The organism is Brevundimonas sp. AVps7, assembly GCF_058681545.1.
In genome coordinates, this window is record NZ_CM178742.1 from 2,990,490 (window position 1) to 3,009,091 (window position 18,602).

Annotated in this window: 16 protein-coding genes; 13 read left to right on the forward strand and 3 right to left on the reverse strand. The window is 67.8% G+C overall.

Features of this window, described 5'->3' with window-relative positions:
* Positions 1-77 precede the first annotated feature (77 nt).
* Positions 78-1,034 carry a bifunctional helix-turn-helix transcriptional regulator/GNAT family N-acetyltransferase gene (locus tag ACW17Y_RS14915; protein WP_492036455.1) on the forward strand — a complete coding sequence of 319 codons (957 nt, stop codon included), beginning with the start codon at positions 78-80 and terminating at the stop codon, positions 1,032-1,034.
* A gap of 49 nt (positions 1,035-1,083) precedes the next feature.
* Here ACW17Y_RS14915 and ACW17Y_RS14920 read toward each other — a convergent pair whose 3' ends face one another.
* Positions 1,084-2,208 (reverse strand): hypothetical protein, encoded by a 1,125-nt coding sequence (locus ACW17Y_RS14920; RefSeq protein ID WP_492036456.1) that lies wholly within the window; start codon positions 2,206-2,208, stop codon positions 1,084-1,086.
* 140 nt (positions 2,209-2,348) lie between these two features.
* On the opposite strand from ACW17Y_RS14920, the gene ACW17Y_RS14925 reads away from it, so the two are divergent.
* From ACW17Y_RS14925 to ACW17Y_RS14950, 6 genes are all read left to right on the forward strand, one after another.
* Entirely contained in the window at positions 2,349-2,552 is a 204-nt protein-coding gene (locus ACW17Y_RS14925) for a twin transmembrane helix small protein (protein ID WP_492036457.1), read from the forward strand.
* A 1-nt stretch (position 2,553) separates the two neighbouring features.
* Positions 2,554-3,126: a cob(I)yrinic acid a,c-diamide adenosyltransferase gene (locus ACW17Y_RS14930; RefSeq protein ID WP_492036458.1), complete on the forward strand. Its 573-nt coding sequence runs from the start codon at positions 2,554-2,556 to the stop codon at positions 3,124-3,126.
* A gap of 73 nt (positions 3,127-3,199) precedes the next feature.
* Positions 3,200-4,702 carry a CoA-acylating methylmalonate-semialdehyde dehydrogenase gene (locus ACW17Y_RS14935; RefSeq protein WP_492036459.1) on the forward strand — a complete coding sequence of 501 codons (1,503 nt, stop codon included), beginning with the start codon at positions 3,200-3,202 and terminating at the stop codon, positions 4,700-4,702.
* 122 nt (positions 4,703-4,824) lie between these two features.
* Positions 4,825-6,429: a methyl-accepting chemotaxis protein gene (locus tag ACW17Y_RS14940; RefSeq protein ID WP_492036460.1), complete on the forward strand. Its 1,605-nt coding sequence runs from the start codon at positions 4,825-4,827 to the stop codon at positions 6,427-6,429.
* A gap of 2 nt (positions 6,430-6,431) precedes the next feature.
* Positions 6,432-6,908, forward strand: a complete 477-nt coding sequence (locus ACW17Y_RS14945; RefSeq protein ID WP_492036461.1) for a chemotaxis protein CheW — start codon at positions 6,432-6,434, stop codon at positions 6,906-6,908.
* A 151-nt stretch (positions 6,909-7,059) separates the two neighbouring features.
* Positions 7,060-7,956 carry a hypothetical protein gene (locus ACW17Y_RS14950; RefSeq protein WP_492036462.1) on the forward strand — a complete coding sequence of 299 codons (897 nt, stop codon included), beginning with the start codon at positions 7,060-7,062 and terminating at the stop codon, positions 7,954-7,956.
* A 1-nt stretch (position 7,957) separates the two neighbouring features.
* On the opposite strand, the gene ACW17Y_RS14955 is transcribed toward ACW17Y_RS14950, so the two are convergent.
* Positions 7,958-9,124 carry an aminotransferase class V-fold PLP-dependent enzyme gene (locus tag ACW17Y_RS14955; RefSeq protein WP_492036463.1) on the reverse strand — a complete coding sequence of 389 codons (1,167 nt, stop codon included), beginning with the start codon at positions 9,122-9,124 and terminating at the stop codon, positions 7,958-7,960.
* Between the two features lie 105 nt (positions 9,125-9,229).
* Entirely contained in the window at positions 9,230-12,085 is a 2,856-nt protein-coding gene (gene secA, locus ACW17Y_RS14960) for a preprotein translocase subunit SecA (RefSeq protein WP_492036464.1), read from the reverse strand.
* A 232-nt stretch (positions 12,086-12,317) separates the two neighbouring features.
* Between secA and ACW17Y_RS14965 the strand changes: the two genes are divergently transcribed.
* The 6 genes from ACW17Y_RS14965 to bioB all read left to right on the forward strand — a co-directional run bounded on the left by ACW17Y_RS14965 (position 12,318) and on the right by bioB (position 18,602).
* Entirely contained in the window at positions 12,318-13,331 is a 1,014-nt protein-coding gene (locus tag ACW17Y_RS14965) for a peptidyl-prolyl cis-trans isomerase (RefSeq protein ID WP_492036465.1), read from the forward strand.
* Complete coding sequence (gene argJ / locus ACW17Y_RS14970) at positions 13,328-14,728, forward strand: bifunctional glutamate N-acetyltransferase/amino-acid acetyltransferase ArgJ (protein ID WP_492036466.1); 1,401 nt, start codon at positions 13,328-13,330, stop codon at positions 14,726-14,728. Before ACW17Y_RS14965 ends, argJ begins: the two co-directional genes overlap by 4 nt.
* 220 nt (positions 14,729-14,948) lie before the next feature.
* A complete protein-coding gene (locus tag ACW17Y_RS14975; RefSeq protein WP_492036467.1) occupies positions 14,949-15,224 on the forward strand; it encodes a hypothetical protein in 276 nt (91 codons plus the stop codon).
* A 59-nt stretch (positions 15,225-15,283) separates the two neighbouring features.
* Complete coding sequence (locus ACW17Y_RS14980) at positions 15,284-16,621, forward strand: metal-dependent hydrolase family protein (protein WP_492036468.1); 1,338 nt, start codon at positions 15,284-15,286, stop codon at positions 16,619-16,621.
* Complete coding sequence (locus ACW17Y_RS14985; RefSeq protein ID WP_492036469.1) at positions 16,605-17,549, forward strand: aspartyl protease family protein; 945 nt, start codon at positions 16,605-16,607, stop codon at positions 17,547-17,549. The genes ACW17Y_RS14980 and ACW17Y_RS14985 overlap by 17 nt, the downstream gene beginning before the upstream one ends.
* A gap of 60 nt (positions 17,550-17,609) precedes the next feature.
* The gene (bioB, locus tag ACW17Y_RS14990) at positions 17,610-18,602 is read left to right on the forward strand and encodes a biotin synthase BioB (protein ID WP_492036470.1); all 993 of its coding nucleotides are present in this window, start codon (positions 17,610-17,612) and stop codon (positions 18,600-18,602) included.

Below are 18,602 nucleotides of genomic sequence, written 5' to 3' on the forward strand. Positions count from 1 at the left end.
GCGAGGGCCCCATCCCGGGGTTGACACCCCTTTTTTTACCTCATTACATACCCTGATATGTAACTCGAGAAGCGACCATGGATATTCTCAGGGCTCGACCTCATCTCTTTCTGGGCAGCCGCCTCAAACGCCTCGGCGAACGGATGCAGGCGGACGTCATGGTGGTGATCGAGCGAGCCGGCCTGCCGGTGCAGCCCGGCCAGTATCCGATTCTGGCGGCGCTTGACGCCAACGGCCCCCTCTCCGTCGGAGCGCTGGTGGAGGCGACCGGCGTCAGCCAGCCCGGCGTGACGCGGGCCATCGGCAAACTGGTTGAAGCGGGCCTTGTCGAGAACGGCCCCGCCGCCAAAGACCGCCGCCGCCGGACTCTAAAGCTTTCTGCGGCCGGCATAGACGTCGTCGCTCGCTCCCGGACCGACGTCTGGCCGGCCGTCGAGGCGAGCGTCAGGGCTCTGTGCGCGAGCCTGGACGGCCCGCTTCTGGCACAGCTGGACGCCGTTGAGCGTTCACTCGACGTCCAGCCGCTGCACCGGCGCGCCGCAGCGTCCCGATCTGGCCCGGTGGTCCAGATCCTTCCCTTCACGTCGGACCGGGCAAAGGATTTCCATGACATCAACGTCCAGTGGATCGAGGCGATGTTCGCGCTGGAAACGACGGATCGGGACGTGCTGGAGAACCCGGAAGCCCTCATCATCTCGCAGGGGGGCGACATCCTGTTCGCCGAGGTCCCCGGACTCGGCGTCGTGGGAACCTGCGCGCTACAGAAGACGGGCGACGGTCAGTTCGAGTTGACCAAGATGGGCGTTCTGGAAGCCGCTCGCGGGCACAAGGTGGGCGAAGCCTTGCTGGAGGCGGTGCTGGACCGGGCCATCGGACTGAACGCGCGGGTTCTTTATCTGATGACCAATCGACGGTGCGAGGCCGCGATCCATCTCTATGAAAAACTCGGCTTTCGGCATGACCCCGAAATCATGGAGCGGTTCGGCGCGCGCTATGACCGCAGTGATGTCGCCATGCGTCACCGTGATTTCTGATCGGGCGCGACGACGTCCGGTGCGCGGATGACGCACGCCCGGGGTCGGGTCAGGCCGCCAGCGCGAGCGCGTCCGGACGTTCGCGGCCAGACAGGCTGGTCTCGAAATCGGCGAGGAGATCCAGCAGCTCCTCGGCCCCCGGTGTCGCCTTGTCGCCGCTCATCCGGTAGCGCCAGAAGCTGACGATGTGCTGGATCGCGCCCAGCCGCTCGCCCAGACGCGCGAACAGGATCGGCGCGTCGCGCAGGAAGTCGCGGAAGGCCGTCGGCTTGCCCTCGCGCGTCAGGCCCCGGAACGCGTCGTCGTAGACGCGCAGCATGTCGGCCGTGGCCTCGCAGGTCAGCAGGATGCGACGGCGCACCTGTTCCTTGGCGCGGTCGATGGCGACGTGCTGTTCGGTATCGACCCGACCGCGTGGTCGCACCCGCCGGACGCTGTCGACGACCCAGCCGATGTCGCCGGTGATCATCTGCAGGGCCCATTTGTAATAGAGGAACCCCTTCCAGCAGAAGACGCCCTCCTCATACTCCTCCGGCGCCAGCATCAGGGTCTGGCCAAGCGCGCTCATGTCCTCGCCGGCCGAGTTCGACATGATCTTGGCCGTCAGACGCGCGACCGGATTGTCGGCCGTGAGGTCCGCCCCGGGCCCCATGCTGAGGTCGACCAGGGGCGTGATCTCGTTGGCCACGAAATCGGCCATCCGCATCAGGTCGGCCTCGGAGACGTTGAAATAGCAGGGGTCCGGCGCGTGACCGTTGCGGCGCAACTGCTCGCGCAGCAGGAAGGGATCCAGGCTGGGCAGTTCGTCGATCAAGGACAGTGTGCGACGGTCCGGATGCTTCGGGCCGATGCCCATGGACTGTTCCAGCATCTTGTCGAACCCGACCTGGTCCACGAACAGATAGCGGCCGCCGACGCGCAGGTCCTCGCCGTCGATCGGCAGGATGATCTTGGTCGCTACATAGCGTCGCACCCGGAACTCATCGACTTCGTTGCGACGCAGCCGGTGCTTGATGACCAGACAGCGGTTCAGGGTCGGGTTCTCGAACAGGGGAGACTTGCGCCAGCCGTCGGTGCGGCCGTGCTCATGACTGACCCGCAGCAGGTTGAGCACCCGCGCGGTCGAGGCGGAGGTTCTCAGATTGTCCAGATTGCGGATCGAGCGGTCGGTCATTCAGGCTCCTGACCCCCGCCACATGCCATGGCAAAGGTTAGGATCGGGCCGAGAAGCAGGGTTAGCCGAACCTGAACGGCGGTAAGTCGCCGCACCGTCGGTCGCTGGCGCGGCGTGTCGGACAGGCCTAGATTGCCGCCATGAACGTCTTCGACATCCTCGTCCTGATCGCCATCGGCGCGGTCGCCATCACCCTCGGGTTCGGCATCTACTCGCTGTATCGCGGCGGCGACTACGCCCGGTCCAATTCCAACAAGCTGATGCGACTGCGGGTCGCTCTGCAGGCCACGGCGATCGTGCTCCTGATGGCCGGCCTGTGGTGGAAATCCACGCACGGGGCCTGAGGTGGTCGTCCTCAACAAGATCTACACCCGCACCGGCGACGGCGGTGACACGGGTCTCGCCTCCGGCGCCCGGGTGTCCAAGTCCGATCCCCGCGTCGAGGCCTACGGCACGGTCGACGAGCTGAACGCCGTCATCGGCGTGGCCCGGCTGCACTCGGGCCAGAACGACCGGATCGACGCCATGCTGGGCCGGATCCAGAACGAGCTGTTCGACCTCGGCGCCGATCTGGCCACGCCCCTTGATCCGCCGCCGAAATGGGAGGCTTTGCGCATCGTCCAGTCGCAGATCGACCGGCTCGAGACCGAGATCGACTGGATGAACGAGAGCCTCAAGGCGCTCGACAGCTTCATCCTGCCGGGCGGTTCCCCCCTGTCGGCGCATCTGCATCTGGCCCGGACGGTCGCCCGCCGCGCCGAACGCGACGCGATCCGCCTGGTCGAGACCGGAACCCCCGTGACGCCCGAGGCCGTCCGCTATCTGAACCGCCTCTCCGACCACCTGTTCGTGGCCGCCCGCCGGGCCAACGCCAATGGCGCAGCCGATGTGAAATGGGTCCCGGGAGGGACGCGCTGACACTGGCGTCGGCGGCCTCGCGCCGCTAAACCGCGCGCGAAACAAGAACAGTCTGCTTCCAGGGAACGCCGCCATGCGCGACATCAACCATTTCATCGACGGCGCATCCTTCACCGGCGCCTCGGGCCGGTTCGCCGATGTGTTCAACCCGAACACCGGTGAGGTCCAGGCCCGTGTCCAGCTGGCCACGGTCGCCGAGATGGATCGCGCGGTCCAGTCAGCCCAGAACGCCTTCGAAGGCTGGTCCTCGACCAACCCACAACGCCGCGCCCGCGTGATGTTCGAGTTCAAGCGCCTGGTCGAAGCCAACATGACCGAGCTGGCCGAGCTGCTGTCGTCCGAGCACGGCAAGGTCGTCGCCGACTCGAAGGGCGACATCCAGCGCGGCCTGGAAGTCATCGAGTTCGCCTGCGGCATCCCGCACGCGCTCAAGGGCGAATACACCTGGGGCGCCGGGCCCGGCATCGACGTCTATTCGATGCGCCAGCCGCTGGGCGTCGTCTCGGGCATCACCCCGTTCAACTTCCCGGCCATGATCCCGATGTGGATGTTCGGGGTCGCCATCGCGGTCGGCAACACCTTCATCCTCAAGCCGTCGGAGCGTGATCCGTCCGTGCCGGTCCGTCTGGCCGAACTGATGATGGAGGCGGGCGCCGCCGCCGGCGTGCTGAACGTCGTCCACGGCGACAAGGCGGCGGTCGACGCCATCCTTGAGCACCCGCTGGTCCACGCCGTCAGCTTCGTCGGCTCGTCCGACATCGCCCACTATGTCTACCAGGTCGGGGCCGCCAACCATAAGCGGGTCCAGGCCATGGGCGGGGCCAAGAACCACGGCATCGTCCTGCCCGACGCCGACATGGACCAGGTGATCAAGGACCTGTCGGGCGCGGCCTATGGCTCGGCCGGCGAACGTTGCATGGCCCTGCCGGTCGTGGTGCCGGTCGGCAAGAAAACGGCCGACGAACTGCGCGAGCGGATGGTCGCCGAGATCCCGACCATGCGGGTCGGCGTCTCGACCGACGCGGGCGCCCACTACGGCCCCGTCGTCACGGCCCAGCACAAGGCCCGCGTCGAAGGCTGGATCGAACAGGGCGTCAAGGACGGCGCCGAACTGGTCGTCGACGGCCGCGGCTTCTCCCTGCAGGGTCACGAGCGCGGCTATTTCATCGGCCCGTCGCTGTTCGACCACGTCACGCCTGAGATGGAGTCCTACAAGGAGGAGATCTTCGGCCCGGTGCTGCAGATCGTCCGCGCTGCCTCGTTCGAGGAAGCCCTGTCGCTGCCCTCGAAGCACCAGTACGGCAACGGCGTCGCCATCTTCACCCAGAACGGCCGCGCGGCCCGCGACTTCGCCGCCCGGGTCAATGTCGGCATGGTCGGGATCAACGTCCCGATCCCGGTGCCGGTCGCCTATCACACCTTCGGCGGCTGGAAGCGCTCGGCCTTCGGCGACACCAACCAGCACGGCATGGAGGGCGTGAAGTTCTGGACCAAGGTCAAGACCATCACCGCCCGCTGGCCGGACAGCGACCTGGAACACGCGGACAGCTCTTTCGTGATCCCGACGATGGGGTGAGCTCCACCCCTAGGTAGAAATGCCTAGCGCGTTAATAATGAATTCTTACCGCGACGTTTCTAGCGTTCCGAGAGGCGGGACAGCCCACACGCGTCCCATCGCATTGATCGGTCGTAAACAACATGTCAGCCAACACCGCCGTGGACAGCCGCATCCGGTTCATGAAGCTGGACGAGGCGGCCCTGTCGCGGATCCGCTCGATCAAGTCTCTGGTCATGAAAGAGATGCCGGCGGCGCTGGACGGTTTTTACAGTCAGGTCAGGGCGACCCCCGAGACCCGTGCCTTCTTCAGTGATGAGGCCCATATCGGCGCCGCCCACAAGAAGCAGATCGCCCACTGGGACATCATCTCCAGCGGCCAGTACGACGACCGCTATGCCGACGGCGTCAAGAAGGTCGGAGAGGTGCACGCCCGGATCGGGCTGGAACCGAGATGGTATATCGGCGGCTATGCCCTGGTGCTCGAAGCGATCGTGGGCAAGCTGCTGGAGGCGCGCTGGCCGAAGCACGCGCTCAACGCCCGGGGCGTGACCGCCGCTTCAACGGCCGGAGAGCTGGGAGCCCTGGTCAAGGCGAGCCTGCTGGACATGGATCTGTCCATATCGGTCTATCTTGAATCGCTGGAAGCCAGGCGTCAGGCGGCCGAAGCTGCGCGTCTTGAAATGGAAGAGCAGCAGAGCGTCGTCTTCGCGGCCCTCGCCGACGGCCTGAAACGGATGGCTGCGGGCGATCTGACGGTCCGGGTGGATATTGAAGTCGATCCGCGCTTCCAGGCCATCAAGGACGATTTCAACAGCGCTGTGACGACCCTCGCCGAGACCGTTGGGTCGATTTCAGGCTCGGCCAACTCCGTCCGCGTCGGTTCGGAAGAGATCGCCTCGGCCTCGGACGACCTGTCCAGGCGCACGGAACAGCAGGCGGCGTCGCTGGAGGAGACGGCGGCGGCGCTCGAACAGATCACGGTGACCGTCAAACGCACCGCGTCGGGCTCGCAGCAGGCCGCCCAGGCCGTGGCCTCGGCACGGAGCGACGCCGAGACCTCGGGCGAGGTGGTCCAGCGCGCCATCGCCGCCATGGGCCAGATCGAGAAGTCCTCGGCCGAGATCAGCCAGATCATCGGGGTGATCGACGAGATCGCCTTTCAAACCAACCTCCTGGCCCTGAACGCGGGCGTCGAGGCGGCCCGCGCCGGCGAAGCCGGACGAGGTTTCGCCGTCGTCGCCTCCGAGGTCCGGGCCCTGGCCCAGCGCTCGGCGGAAGCGGCCAGGGAGATCAAGACCCTGATCTCGGCCTCGGGCCAGCAGGTCAGCCAGGGCGTGTCCCTCGTCGGCGAGACCGGCGACAGCCTGGGCCGGATCGTGGACCACGTCGCCGTCATCGACGGCCTGGTCTCGGAGATCAGCGCCTCGGCCCAGGAACAGGCGTCCAGCCTCAGCCAGGTCAATACCGCCGTCAACCACATGGACCAGATGGTCCAGCAGAACGCGGCCATGGTCGAGCAGTCGACCGCCGCCTCCCATTCGCTGAAGGGCGAGGCGGGCGAGCTGGGGGCCCTGGTGTCGCGCTTCAAGGTCGGCGATGTCTCCGGCGCCGATCGGGGCAACCCGGTCCACTCCGCCCAGGCCCGGATCGCGGCCTATGCCCGACCGGCGGGCAAGACATCCCGCCCGGCGCCTCGCTCGATCGGAAATGCGGCCCTCAGGGCCGACGCCTGGGAGGAGTTCTGACCATGCCTGCGCTCGACCTGGATACCGACCCTGACGCAGGCGGAACAGTGGAACTGATCTCGTTCGAGATCGGGGGCCAGGAATACTGTATCGACGTCCGTTCGGTGCGCGAGATCCGGGGCTGGAGCCCGGCCACGCCGATGCCCCATACGCCGGACTATATCCTCGGCGTCATCAACCTGCGCGGCGCGGTGATGCCGGTGCTGGACCTGCGCTGCCGGCTGGGTCTGGGCCGGACCGAACCCTCCAGCCGCCATGTCATCGTCGTCATTCAGGAGGGCACGCGCATGGCCGGCGTTCTGGTCGACGGGGTGCAGGAAACCTTCCAGCTCGCCGCCAGCCTGCTGCAGGCCCCGCCCGCCATGGACTCCGACGCCAGCAACCAGTTCGTCGACGCCATCATCCCGCTGGAGGGGCGTATGCTGAGCCGTCTGGTGGTCAGGGCACTGCTGCCGCTGGAACCGGCCCTGGTGGCGTAACAGGGGGCTCACCTCAAATCGGGCTTCCGGGGTATGCGCCTCCACCGCTTCGCAGTCCCCCTCCCTTGATGGGGGAGGAATGAGGCGCGCGACCCAATTCGGTGTTAAGCGTTAGTCTCGCCGATATGCTGAAGCTGGAGCGCTCCCCCGCATGCGTCGCTTTCTGATCTGGTCCGCCCTCGCGGTGGTCATCGGCCTGGCCCTGGCCGGCGGAGGCTACTGGGCCTACTGGAATTTCTACGCCCGGTTCCAGCCGGTCACGATCTCGCGGAACCAGGCCGAGATCCAGCGCCTGCTGGACGAGGCCTCGTGGGTTTCGGGCGGCGGCGGCGGCGAACCCCTCTATATCATCGGCTATCGCGACAGCGCCTCCACCCAACGCTACGAGCGCGAGGAGGCCGAAAAGCTGCGCGCCGGCGGCGTGGAAGCCCGCGTCATCGTCTTCGCCCGCGCCGATCGCGAGGGTCAGGTCCAGTCCACCCCGGCCGAGCGCGCCACCGTCGCCGAGCTGTGGCTGAGCCGCGACTGGAGCCTATACCAGCGCTGGACCGCCACCCCCTCGCGCAACTGGACGGCGGCCGGCATTCCCGCCGCCGACGGCAACCTGGCCCGCTCGGCCGTGGTCGAGGCCAGCCGCCAGTTCGTCACCCGGCTGACCGGCCTTCTGCGCGAGGCCGGCGCTCCGACGGGCTATCCGCTGGTGATCTGGCGCGACCGGGACGGCTTCATGAAGGCCTGCGCCTGCGCCGACAGCCGCTCCTGGGCCTTCATCCGCGACGATTTCTCGGCCCCGGACGTCGTTGCCCCCGCGAGTGTCGGAGAGCCGGGACCAGCCATCCCGTCGACGACGCCGGTACCCGGAGACGGCACGCCCGAAAGCCTGCCCTATCCGACCCTCGGACCGATCCCGCCCGCAGGTCAGACGATCCCGCCGGCTCAACCGGGAACCGCGCCCTCGACCCCACAGCCGCGCCCGACGCCGCCGCCACGCACGACCCCGGCCGCCCCGCCTCAGCCAAGCCAGACGGAAGACACGACCTTCTTCTAGATCAGAACAGGCGTTTGCAGACGGCGATCAGACGCTCGACATCCTCGTCGGTCTGATAGAGGCCGAAGCCGAAGCGGATCGTGTCGTCACGCACGTCGGTGACGACGTTGGCGGCCAGCAGATCGGCGCGCCAGCGCTGGGCGTCCCTGTGTTTCAGGGCCAGGAACCGCGCGCGAGGACGGTTGTCGCCCATGATCGGGTTCAGCACCTCCGCCTCGCCCAGGGCGGCGCAGTCGCCCGCCGCCAGGGCCTGGGCGAACCGCGCCTGCAGCCGGTCGGCATGGGCCGAGATGTCCGCCGTGGTCAGCCCCTGTTCGTCCAGCATCCTGCGCACGCCGTTGAAGCGGTACAGCGGCGTCGACTCGAACGTCGCCCCCCAGAACCGGCCCGCGTCGCCCCGGTACTGCACGCCGTCAGGAGGCCCCATCAGATTGCCGAACTCGGCGAACCAGCCGGTCACCACCGGCCGCTCGCAGAAGCCCTGCGGCGCATGCAGGAAGCCCGCCCCCTCGCCGGTCATGGCGTATTTGTAGCCGCCCGAGACATAGAAGATCCGGTCAGCCACGGCCGACAGGTCCGTCGGCGTCGCCATGAAGCCGTGGTAGCCGTCGACGATCACCCACGGCCCTTCCGGCTTCGCCAGGGCCGCCAGATCGTCGATGCAGCCGATCGCCTGGCCGGTCTTGAAGAAGACCTGGCTGACCACGATGACGTCGTGACCGCCCGCCCTCGCCGCCGCCGTGAACCGCGCGTCGAAGGTCTCGAACGGCTCCAGCGGCACGCGCGCGACGACAGCGTCGCCGCTCTCTTCCCAGCGCTCGGCCTGGCGGCGGAAGGCGTGGAACTCCCCGTCCGTGGTCAGGATGCGGACCGGCTTCGTCTCCCAGCCAGAGAAGATGCGGATCAGGAAGTCGTGGGTGTTGGGCGCGAAGACCACCGTCTCCGGATCCGGCAGGCCCAGCTCTTTCGCGATATGCTTCTGCGCTTCCGGCACGACCTCGCCGAACACCAGATCCCACTTCCGGTCGGCGAAATGGTTCGCCTCGACCCAGGCCCGCACCTGCCCGTCGAACGAGGCGTCGGGCCAAAGGTGGTGGCTGTGGGCCGCGAAATGCAGCCGCTCGGGGTCGAGAGTGAGGGCGCGTGAGAAGAGGTGCTTGTAGGTCATCTCCCCTCTTCCCCCAGACCCGGGCCGCGCTCAAGCAGCGCGTCGACGGATAACGTCCCAAGCCGCGCTTAAGCAGCAAGCGACCGCGTCGCGCGCGTTGGCGCCTTAAACGAGAGCCCCGTGGCAGTGCTTGAATTTGCGGCCCGAATGGCAGGGGCAGTCGGCGTTGCGGGGCGTGCGCTCCCAGCCGGCCGGCAGCAGTTCGACGGGCAGGCGCGAACGGGCGTCGCCGGTCATCTGACCCTCAGGGTTCTGGGACGACGGGTCGGCCATTTCGTTGACGCCCGTGCCGGGGTTCAGGTGGATTTCCTGGAACTCGGGCATTTCCATCGGCGGCGGGGCCTCGAAGCGGAACTCGACCGTCATCAGCCAGCGCGTCACATTATGGCGCAGCTCGTGCAGCAGTGTCTCGAACAGCGAGAAGGCCTCGGTCTTGTACTCGTTCAGCGGGTCGCGCTGGCCGTAGCCGCGCAGGCCGATGACGCCGCGCAGATGGTCGAGGTGCACCAGGTGCTCGCGCCACTGCATGTCGATCATCTGCATCAGGAACTGCTTTTCCAGTCCCCGGGTCTGGGTTTCGCCCAGCTGCGCCAGACGCTCGGCGGTGCGCGCCTCGGCGGCCTCCTGGATACGCTCCTCGACCTCCTCGTTCGACACGCCTTCCTCGGCGGCCCAGTCGTGCAGCGGCAGGTCGAGGCCCAGGGTCGACTTCACCTTCTCGTCGAGGCCGTCGATGTCCCACTGTTCGGCATAGGCCTTGGGCGGCATGAAGCGGTCGACCAGGTCGGTGACCACGTCGCGGCGGAACTCGCCGACCAGTTCCGACAGGTCCTCGGAGTCCATGAACTCCTGGCGCTGTTCGAACACGGCCTTGCGCTGGTCGTTCACGACGTCGTCGTACTTCAGCAGATTCTTGCGGATGTCGTAGTTGCGGGTCTCGACGCGCTTCTGGGCCGTCTCGACGGCGCGGTTCAGCCACGGGTGCGAGATGGCCTCGCCCTCCGCCACGCCGAAGCTGCGCATGATGGCGTCCAGACGATCGCCGGCGAAGATACGCAGCAGGTCGTCCTCGCAGGACAGGTAGAATTTCGACGTGCCCGGGTCGCCCTGACGGCCCGTCCGGCCGCGAAGCTGGTTGTCGATACGGCGGCTCTCGTGGCGCTCGGTGCCGAGAACGAACAGGCCGCCGGCGTCCAGCGCGATCTGCTTCTGAACCGCGATATCCGCCTTCAGCCGGGCCTCCTCGGCCGCCAGCATCTCCGGCGTCACCTCAATGGCGAGGTTGCGCTGGTCGAGGCGGTACTTCTCGACCCGCATCTCGAGGTTGCCGCCCAACTGGATGTCGGTGCCGCGACCGGCCATGTTGGTGGCGATGGTCACCGCGCCCGGCAGGCCGGCGTCGGCCACGATGAAGGCCTCCTGCTCGTGCTGGCGGGCGTTCAGGACGTTGTGCGGGATCCCCTTGAACTTCGTCTCCCAGACGATGTCGTAGGCGGCGTCGCCGATCCTGGCGGCCTCCTTGTCCTTGCCGGCGAATTCCTTCTTCAGGGTCCGCGACACCTCGACCTTGTGCTCATAGGTGTCGAGCAGGGCGGACAGCTGTTCGGACTTCTCGATCGAGACGGTGCCGACCAGGATGGGCTGACCCCGTTCGCGGCAGTCGGCGATCTGTTTGGCGATGGCCAGGTTTTTCTCGGCGTAGGTCCGATAGACCTCGTCGTCATAGTCGATGCGCTGGACCGGGCGGTTGGTCGGCACTTCCAGGACGTCCATCTTGTAGATGTCGAGGAATTCCTGGGCCTCGGTCGCGGCCGTGCCGGTCATGCCGGACAGCTTTTCGTACAGTCGGAAATAGTTCTGGATCGTCACCGAGGCCAGGGTCTGGTTCTCGGGCTGGATCTTGACGTCCTCCTTGGCCTCGATGGCCTGGTGGAGGCCTTCGGACAGGCGGCGTCCGGTCATCATGCGACCGGTGAACTCATCGATCAGGACGACCTCGCCGCCCTTGATGATGTAGTCCTTGTCCTTCTGGTACAGGGTGTTGGCGCGCAGGGCCTGGTTGACGTGGTGCACCAGGCTGATGTTGGCGGCGTCGTACAGACCCGTGGTGTCCTCGGCGAAGTGACCGCCGGCTTCCAGCAGCTGTTCGACCTGTTCCGAGCCCTCTTCGGTCAGCAGGGCCTGGCGCTGCTTCTCGTCGAGGTCGAAGGTCGACGTATCCTTGATCAGTTCTTTGATCAGGGCGTCGCAGATCTTGTAGAGATCCGAACGGTCCTCGGTCGGGCCCGAAATGATCAGGGGTGTGCGCGCCTCGTCGATCAGGATCGAGTCGACCTCGTCGACGATGGCGAAGTTGTGCGGACGCTGCACCATCTCCTTGCGGTCATAGACCAGGTTGTCGCGCAGATAGTCGAAGCCGAACTCGTTGTTGGTGCCGTAGGTGATGTCGGCGGCGTAGGAGGCCTGGCGCTGGCCGGACGACAGGCCGTTGACGATCACGCCCACTTCCAGACCCAGGAAGCGATAGACGCGACCCATCCACTCGGCGTCGCGGCGGGCCAGATAGTCGTTGACGGTGATGACGTGGACGCCCTTGCCCTCGAGCGCATTCAGATACACCGGGGCCACGGCCACCAGGGTCTTGCCTTCACCCGTGCGCATCTCGGCGATGCCGCCGTCGTGCAGGATCATGCCGCCGGTCAGCTGCACGTCGTACTGGCGTTGGCCCAGGACGCGCCTGGAAGCCTCACGTGCGACGGCGAAGGCCTCGTTCAGCAGCTTGTCGAGCGTCTCGCCGCCAGCGACCCGATCCTTGAAGGTCTGCGTCATCATCCGCAGTTCGTCGTCCGACAGGGCGGCGAACCTGGGCTCCAGATCGTTGATCTTCTGGACCCGGCTCATGAAGTCCTTGACCTTGCGGTCGTTGGAAGAGCCGAAGAGTTTCTTGGCGAAGCCGAGCATGGGCGATCCGGTGGCGGTCGAGCGGTCTAGAGCTCTGGAATTTGCCCGTAGGGGGCGGCGATGAGACGCCGCGAGAGAGGCTGCCGGGCGAGGCGGCGAAACACGCCGCGCATACGATCGAAAACCCCTCGACTTGGGCGCAGGCGGGACTTAAGCACCGGCCATACCCCTGTCAACGCGAGGGGCTTTTTGGCCCGGCGTTTGGACCCCTTCAAACGGGACGGAGCGTCCGATGCGACATTCGCGCAACCCTTTGGTTTTCCTCAGCCTCGCGCTGGTTCTGGCGTTGAGCGCCTGCGGTCGCGGCGGCGGCGATGATCGCGCGCCGGAACCGGGCGACCGGGCGGTCGCAGAGGTTCAGGACCAGACCATCTGGGCCTCCGACGTCAAACGCGAGGCGGTGGCGCAAGGCCTGGTCGGCGAGGGCGAGCCGCTCGACGTCACCTCGGACCTGTTCCGCCGCGTGCTGGACGAGGTCATCGACCAGAAGCTTCTGGCCGCCGAGGCCGAGCGCCGCGGCCTGGACAACTCCCCGCTGGCCCAGCGCCGCCTCCAGGCCACGCGCGAGCGCATCCTCGGCGACATGCTGGTCGAGAACGAGGTCAATGGCCGGATCAACGACCAGGCCGTCCAGACCCTCTATCAGGAGCAGCTGCGCCTCGCCCGGACCTCGGAGGAGATCCGCGTCCGCCTGATCCTGTCGCGCACCAAGCCCGAGGCCGACGCCGTCATGGGCATTCTGGGCCAGGGCGCCAGCTTCGAGGCCGTGGCCCAGGAGCGTTCGATCGACGAGGCGACCCGCTTCTCCGGCGGGGACCTCGGCTATTCCACGGCCGACGTCATGCCCCAGGCCTATGCCAATGCGCTGCGCGATGCCGCCGCCGGCTCGACCGTCGGCCCGTTCCAGACCGAAGGCGGCTGGGCCGTGCTGCGGGTCGAGGATCGCCGTCGCGAAAGCCCGCCCACCCTCGATCAGGCCCGGCCCCAGATCGTCCGCTACCTGACCTACGAAGGCGTGCGCCAGCTGCTCGAAGAGCTGCGCGGCAAGGCCAGGGTCGACGTTCTCCTGGCCGCCGAGAGCGGCGCGCCGCAGGAACCGGCTTCGGCTGCCGCGGCGCCCAGTCCGACCCCGACGGCGCCGACCACCACGGCCCCGGCGCCGACCACCACGGCCCCGGCGCCGGCCGCCCCGCCCGTCGCAACGCCCGACCCCGCCGCCACGCCTGCGAAAGCCGCCGCCCAGTGAGCAACGACAAGAAATCCGCCTCCACCGGCAAGGCCATCGAAAACGCGATCGAAAAGGCCTTCGATCCCCTGACCTCCGCCATCAAGCGTGCGACCCAGCCGCAGCCGGCCGCCACGCCTGTTCCGGCCGCCCCCGGCAAGCCAGGTCTCAAGGTCTCGCCCCTCGCCGTCCCCTTCCCGGCCATTCCGCCCGTCGGCGGGGTCGAGATCACCACCGCCCGCGCCGGCTTCTACAAACACCAGCGTGACGACCTGACGGTCTTCCGCTTCGCGCGCGGCACGACCTGCGCCGGCGTCTTCACCCGCCACAAGATCGGCTCGGCGCCGGTCGACTGGTGCCGTCGCCACCTCGATGCGCCTGGCGGGGGCCTCGATGTCCGCGCCCTGGTGGTCAACGCCGGCTGCGCCAACGCCTTCACCGGCAAGGCCGGGGCGGACGCCGCCCGCCGCACGGCCTCTGAGGTCGCCAAGCGGTTCGGCTGTCGCCAGCGCGATGTCATGCTGGCCTCCACCGGGGTGATCGGCGTCCTGCTCGACGACAAGAAGATCGCCGCCAGGCTGCAAGAGGTCGAGACGAAGCTCGATTCCGACGTTCCGCCGACCGAACAGTGGGCCGCCGCCGGACGCGGCATCATGACCACCGACACCTTCCCCAAGGGATCCTATGCCGAGGCGACCATCGACGGCTTCAAGGTCCGCATCGCCGGGATCGCCAAGGGTTCGGGCATGATCGCGCCCGACATGGCGACCATGCTGGGCTTCATCGTCACCGACGCCAACATCCACCCGACCGTGCTGCGCGCCTTGCTGGGCCTGCACGTCCGCACGACGTTCAACAGCGTGACCGTCGACGGCGACACCTCGACCAACGACACCTGCCTGCTGTTCGCGACCGGAGCCTCGGGCGCGCCGCGTATCGGCCGGGTCGGCGACCGCCGCCTGAAGGACTTCTCCGCCGCCCTGGACAAGGTCATGCTCGACCTCGCCCACCAGCTGGTTCGCGACGGCGAGGGCGCGACCAAGTTCGTCCGCGTCACCGTCGATGGCGCCGCCAGCCCCGCCTCGGCCCGCAAGCTGGCCAAGTCGATCGCCGACAGCCCCCTGGTCAAGACCGCCATCGCCGGCGAGGACGCCAACTGGGGTCGGGTCGTCATGGCTGTCGGCAAGACCGAGGAGCCGGTCGATCGCGACCAGCTCGCCATCCGCTTCGGCCCCCACGTCGCCGCCGTCGACGGCGCGGTCTCGCCCACCTACGACGAGACGAAGATGAGCGCCTATATGAAGAAGCCCGAGATCGACATCACCGTCGATGTCGGCTCGGGCCGCGCCTCCGCCACCGTGTGGACCTGCGACCTGACCAAGGGCTACATCGAGATCAACGGGGACTATCGGAGCTGACGGTCCAGCAAGATGGTCAAGTCACCACACAGGTTGGCTCGGCAGATGGCCGCGCGTGGCTGGACCATTGAGCAGATTGAGGAGGCCCGGGATCGCGGCGAACGACACTCCGCCGTCAATCGCGAGACAGGATAGGCCGCGACGCGCTATATTCATCCGGAGACAGGCCGGTCGGTCGTGATCGAAGAGGTCTCTGGAGACGTGATCCATGTCGGCGGCGATGGCTTCATCTACTGAACTCTCGACCGTCTTCGTGCGCCTGCTGGACGAGGGAACCGACGTCTGGCGCCCGGTGGAAGCCCGACGTCTTGGCGAGACCACCTACCAGATCGCTGATCAGATCGTTCCCGAGGACGAAAGCTGGAGCTTCCAGCCCGGAGACATCGTCGTGGCCGAGCGCCGTGACGGGGATGCGGGCGGCCAACCCTTGATCGCCGTGGCTCAGGCCACCCATTTCGACGAGCGTTCCTGGGCCTCTCGCCGCAAGGTCGGCTGAGCCCATTCCCCTCCGCCTCGCCGCATGCCTAAACTCCCTCAAAATCGGGGAGTGAGTTCATGAAGGCTGTGATCGCGGGGGCCATCGTCGCCCTGCTGACAGGAACCGCGGCGACGGCCCAGAACGGGACCACGGCGCCCGCCGCCGGCGCCGTCACCCTGGTCCAGGCGGGCCATCTGCTGGATCGTCCAGGACAGGCGCCGCGCGGCGCCTCCACCGTCGTCATCCGCGACGGCAAGGTCGAGGCGGTCCAGGACGGGTTCGTCGGGGTCGAAGCCTTCCCGGGCGCGACCGTCGTGAACTTGCGCGACCGGTTCGTCCTGCCGGGCCTGATCGACAGCCATGTGCACCTGACGTCCGACCGCGCCGGCCAGGCGGGGTTGCTGGCCAACTTTACCGACAGCCTGCCCGCCCGGGCCTATGAGGCCGCCGGCAACGCGCGCGACACCCTGATGGCCGGTTTCACCACCGTGCGGAATCTGGGCGACTCGGGCGGAGTGACCCTGGCCCTACGCGACGCTACCGCCCGGCACGAGATCGCCGGGCCCCGCATCATCGACGCGGCCCAGTCCATCTCGACCACCTCGGGCCATATGGACGGCCGCCTCAGCCTCGCCGACGACGTGCGTGAGATGATGGGCGAGCCGGTGAACGTCTGCAACGGCGTCGAAAGCTGCCGCGAGGCGGTGCGCCTCCAGGTCGGGCGCGGCGCCGACGTCATCAAGATCGCCACCACCGCCGGGGTCAACAGCCGGATCAGCGCGGGGCTGGGCGCCCAGATGTTCGAGGACGAGGCGCGCGCCCTGATCGAGACGGCCCACCTGTATGGCAAGAAGGTCGCCGTCCACGCACACGGCGCCGACGGCATCGACCTGGCGCTGCGTCTCGGCGCGGATTCCATCGAGCACGGCACCATCTTCGACGACGACACCCTCCGCCTGTTCCGCGAGAGCGGCGCCTACTATGTGCCCACTCTCTCAACCGTGAACGGCTACCGCGCACGTCTGGCCGCCGATCCCAACGCCTATCCGCCCGAGGTCCTGCCCAAGATCCTGTGGCGCATCTCCATCACGGGCCAGTCGCTGCAGGCGGCCTGGCCGGCGGGCGTCCGCATCGCCTTCGGCACCGACGCGGGCGTCTCGCTCCACGGCCGCAACGCCGACGAGTTCGAGCTGATGGTCCAGTACGGCATGACGCCGATGGCCGCGATCCAGGCCGCCACCGTCAACGCCGCCGACCTTCTGGGCCTTTCGGCCGAGGTCGGATCGCTGGAGCCGGGCAAGCGCGCCGACCTCATCGCCGTCGAGGGCGACCCCCTGGCCGATGTGACCGTGCTGAAATCGGTCGGGTTCGTCATGCGCGACGGCCGGATCTATCGCCATGACGAGGACCGCTAGGAACAACGCGACGCTCCCCCGCCGCGCCCTCATCGCCGCCGCCTCCGCCTCCGCCCTTCTTCTCGCAAGCCCGGCCGGCGCCCGTCAGGCCCTCGAACGCCGGTCGGACCGTCTGATCCACGGCGGCCGGCTGACCCTGCCGGTCATGATCGACGGTCAAGGGCCCTTTCTGTTCGCCATCGACACCGCCGCCAGCGCCTCGGTCGTCGCCGACGACCTGGCCTCGAGCCTCGGCCTGCGTCGATCCGGCCCGATCGCCATGCACACCCTGATCGGCCGCGAGGTGGTCGAGTCTGTGACAGCCGACCAAATCCGCTCCGGTGGCCTGGATCGTTCCGAGGTGCGGCTCGCCCTGGCCAGCCGAGCAGGCCTCGACGGGGCCGACGGCCTGATCGGCGCGGACCTGCTGTCCGGGTATCGACTCGTGCTGCAATTCAAGGGGCGCAACTGGGCGCGGATCAGCCGCTCCCGGCCGCCGCCGATCGGCTTCTTCGATGCGCCCGATACGGTGAGCCCCCTCGCAGACGGCGGGCCGCACAGGATTGGCGGGCCGATCACACTGGAGGGGCGGTCCCGCGGAGCACCGATCCGGGTCATCATCGATACTGGCGCCCAGGTCAGCCTGATCAACCGGCCCGCCATGGACGGGGGGCGGGTCTCGCCCATTCTGCTGGACGACGGCACGGATCGTATCCCGGTCATGTCCCCGACCGGCAGCTCGGCCATCGCCTCGGCGGTCCTGCTGCACGACCTGCATTTCGCCGGCGTCGCGCTCAGCCGGGTGCCGGTGCTGGCGGGCGACTTTCATGTCTTCAGGCACTGGGGGTATGGCGACGTTCCGGCCATCCTGATGGGGGTGGATATCCTGGGCCTGTTCGAGACCGTGATCGTGGACCTGGGCCGGGGCGAGATCATGCTGGGGGCCTGATCTCTGAACCGGACCCCGCCCCCCTTGCGTCCGCACCCGCCTTCAGCCACCAAGCCGCCCATGACCGACCTGTCCCTGCCCCGCCACGACTGGACCCTGACCGAGGTCGAGGCCCTGTTCGCCCGCCCCTTCATGGAACTGGTGTTCGAAGCTGCGACGGTTCACCGCCGCTGGTTCGATCCGTCGGAGGTGCAGAAGTCCCAGTTGCTGTCGATCAAGACCGGGGGCTGCGCCGAGAACTGCGGCTACTGCTCCCAGTCGGCCAGCTTCGATACGGGCCTGAAGGCCGAGAAGCTGATGGACACCACCGCCGTCCTCGCCGAGGCCATGGCCGCCAGGGCCGGTGGCGCATCGCGCTTCTGCATGGGCGCCGCCTGGCGTGAGCTGAAGGATCGCGACACCCCCAAACTCGCCGCCATGATCTCGGGCGTGAAGGCGCTCGGTCTGGAGACCTGCGCGACGCTGGGCATGCTGACCGCCGATCAGGCGAAACAGCTGAAAGCCGCCGGCCTCGACTACTACAACCACAACCTCGACACCGGCCCCGAGTACTACGCCGAGGTCGTCACGACCCGGACGTATCAGGACCGGCTCGACACCCTCGAACATGTCCGCGACGCGGGCATGTCGACCTGCTGCGGCGGCATCGTCGGCATGGGCGAGAGCCGCCGCGATCGCGCCGGCCTCCTGCATGCCCTGGCCACCCTGCCGGTCCATCCGGACAGTCTCCCGGTCAACGCCCTGGTGCCCGTCACCGGCACGCCGCTCGGCGAGCGCGTCCTGAAGACCGGCGAGATCGATCCGATCGAGTTCGTCCGCACCGTCGCCGTCGCCCGCCTCGTCTGCCCCCGCGCCATGGTCCGCCTCTCGGCCGGGCGCGAGACCATGAGCCCGGAGATGCAGGCCCTCTGCTTCCTCGCCGGCGCCAACTCCATCTTCGTCGGCGGCAAGCTTCTGACCACGCCCAACCCGGAACAGGACGAGGATGCGAAACTGTTCGCCCTCCTCGACCTCAAGCCGATGGAGCCGGCGCGGGTCGAGGCGGCGGCGTAA

Coding starts and splice junctions, on each gene's coding strand:
- ACW17Y_RS14945 (WP_492036461.1), top strand. CDS start 6,432: ATGCCTGCGCTCGACCTGGATACCGACCCTGACGCAGGCGGAACAGTG.
- ACW17Y_RS14925 (WP_492036457.1), top strand. CDS start 2,349: ATGAACGTCTTCGACATCCTCGTCCTGATCGCCATCGGCGCGGTCGCC.
- ACW17Y_RS14980 (WP_492036468.1), top strand. CDS start 15,284: ATGAAGGCTGTGATCGCGGGGGCCATCGTCGCCCTGCTGACAGGAACC.
- ACW17Y_RS14975 (WP_492036467.1), top strand. CDS start 14,949: ATGGCTTCATCTACTGAACTCTCGACCGTCTTCGTGCGCCTGCTGGAC.
- ACW17Y_RS14950 (WP_492036462.1), top strand. CDS start 7,060: ATGCGTCGCTTTCTGATCTGGTCCGCCCTCGCGGTGGTCATCGGCCTG.
- ACW17Y_RS14965 (WP_492036465.1), top strand. CDS start 12,318: ATGCGACATTCGCGCAACCCTTTGGTTTTCCTCAGCCTCGCGCTGGTT.
- ACW17Y_RS14940 (WP_492036460.1), top strand. CDS start 4,825: ATGTCAGCCAACACCGCCGTGGACAGCCGCATCCGGTTCATGAAGCTG.
- ACW17Y_RS14920 (WP_492036456.1), bottom strand. CDS start 2,208: ATGACCGACCGCTCGATCCGCAATCTGGACAATCTGAGAACCTCCGCC.
- ACW17Y_RS14935 (WP_492036459.1), top strand. CDS start 3,200: ATGCGCGACATCAACCATTTCATCGACGGCGCATCCTTCACCGGCGCC.
- secA (WP_492036464.1), bottom strand. CDS start 12,085: ATGCTCGGCTTCGCCAAGAAACTCTTCGGCTCTTCCAACGACCGCAAG.
- bioB (WP_492036470.1), top strand. CDS start 17,610: ATGACCGACCTGTCCCTGCCCCGCCACGACTGGACCCTGACCGAGGTC.
- ACW17Y_RS14985 (WP_492036469.1), top strand. CDS start 16,605: ATGACGAGGACCGCTAGGAACAACGCGACGCTCCCCCGCCGCGCCCTC.
- ACW17Y_RS14955 (WP_492036463.1), bottom strand. CDS start 9,124: ATGACCTACAAGCACCTCTTCTCACGCGCCCTCACTCTCGACCCCGAG.
- ACW17Y_RS14915 (WP_492036455.1), top strand. CDS start 78: ATGGATATTCTCAGGGCTCGACCTCATCTCTTTCTGGGCAGCCGCCTC.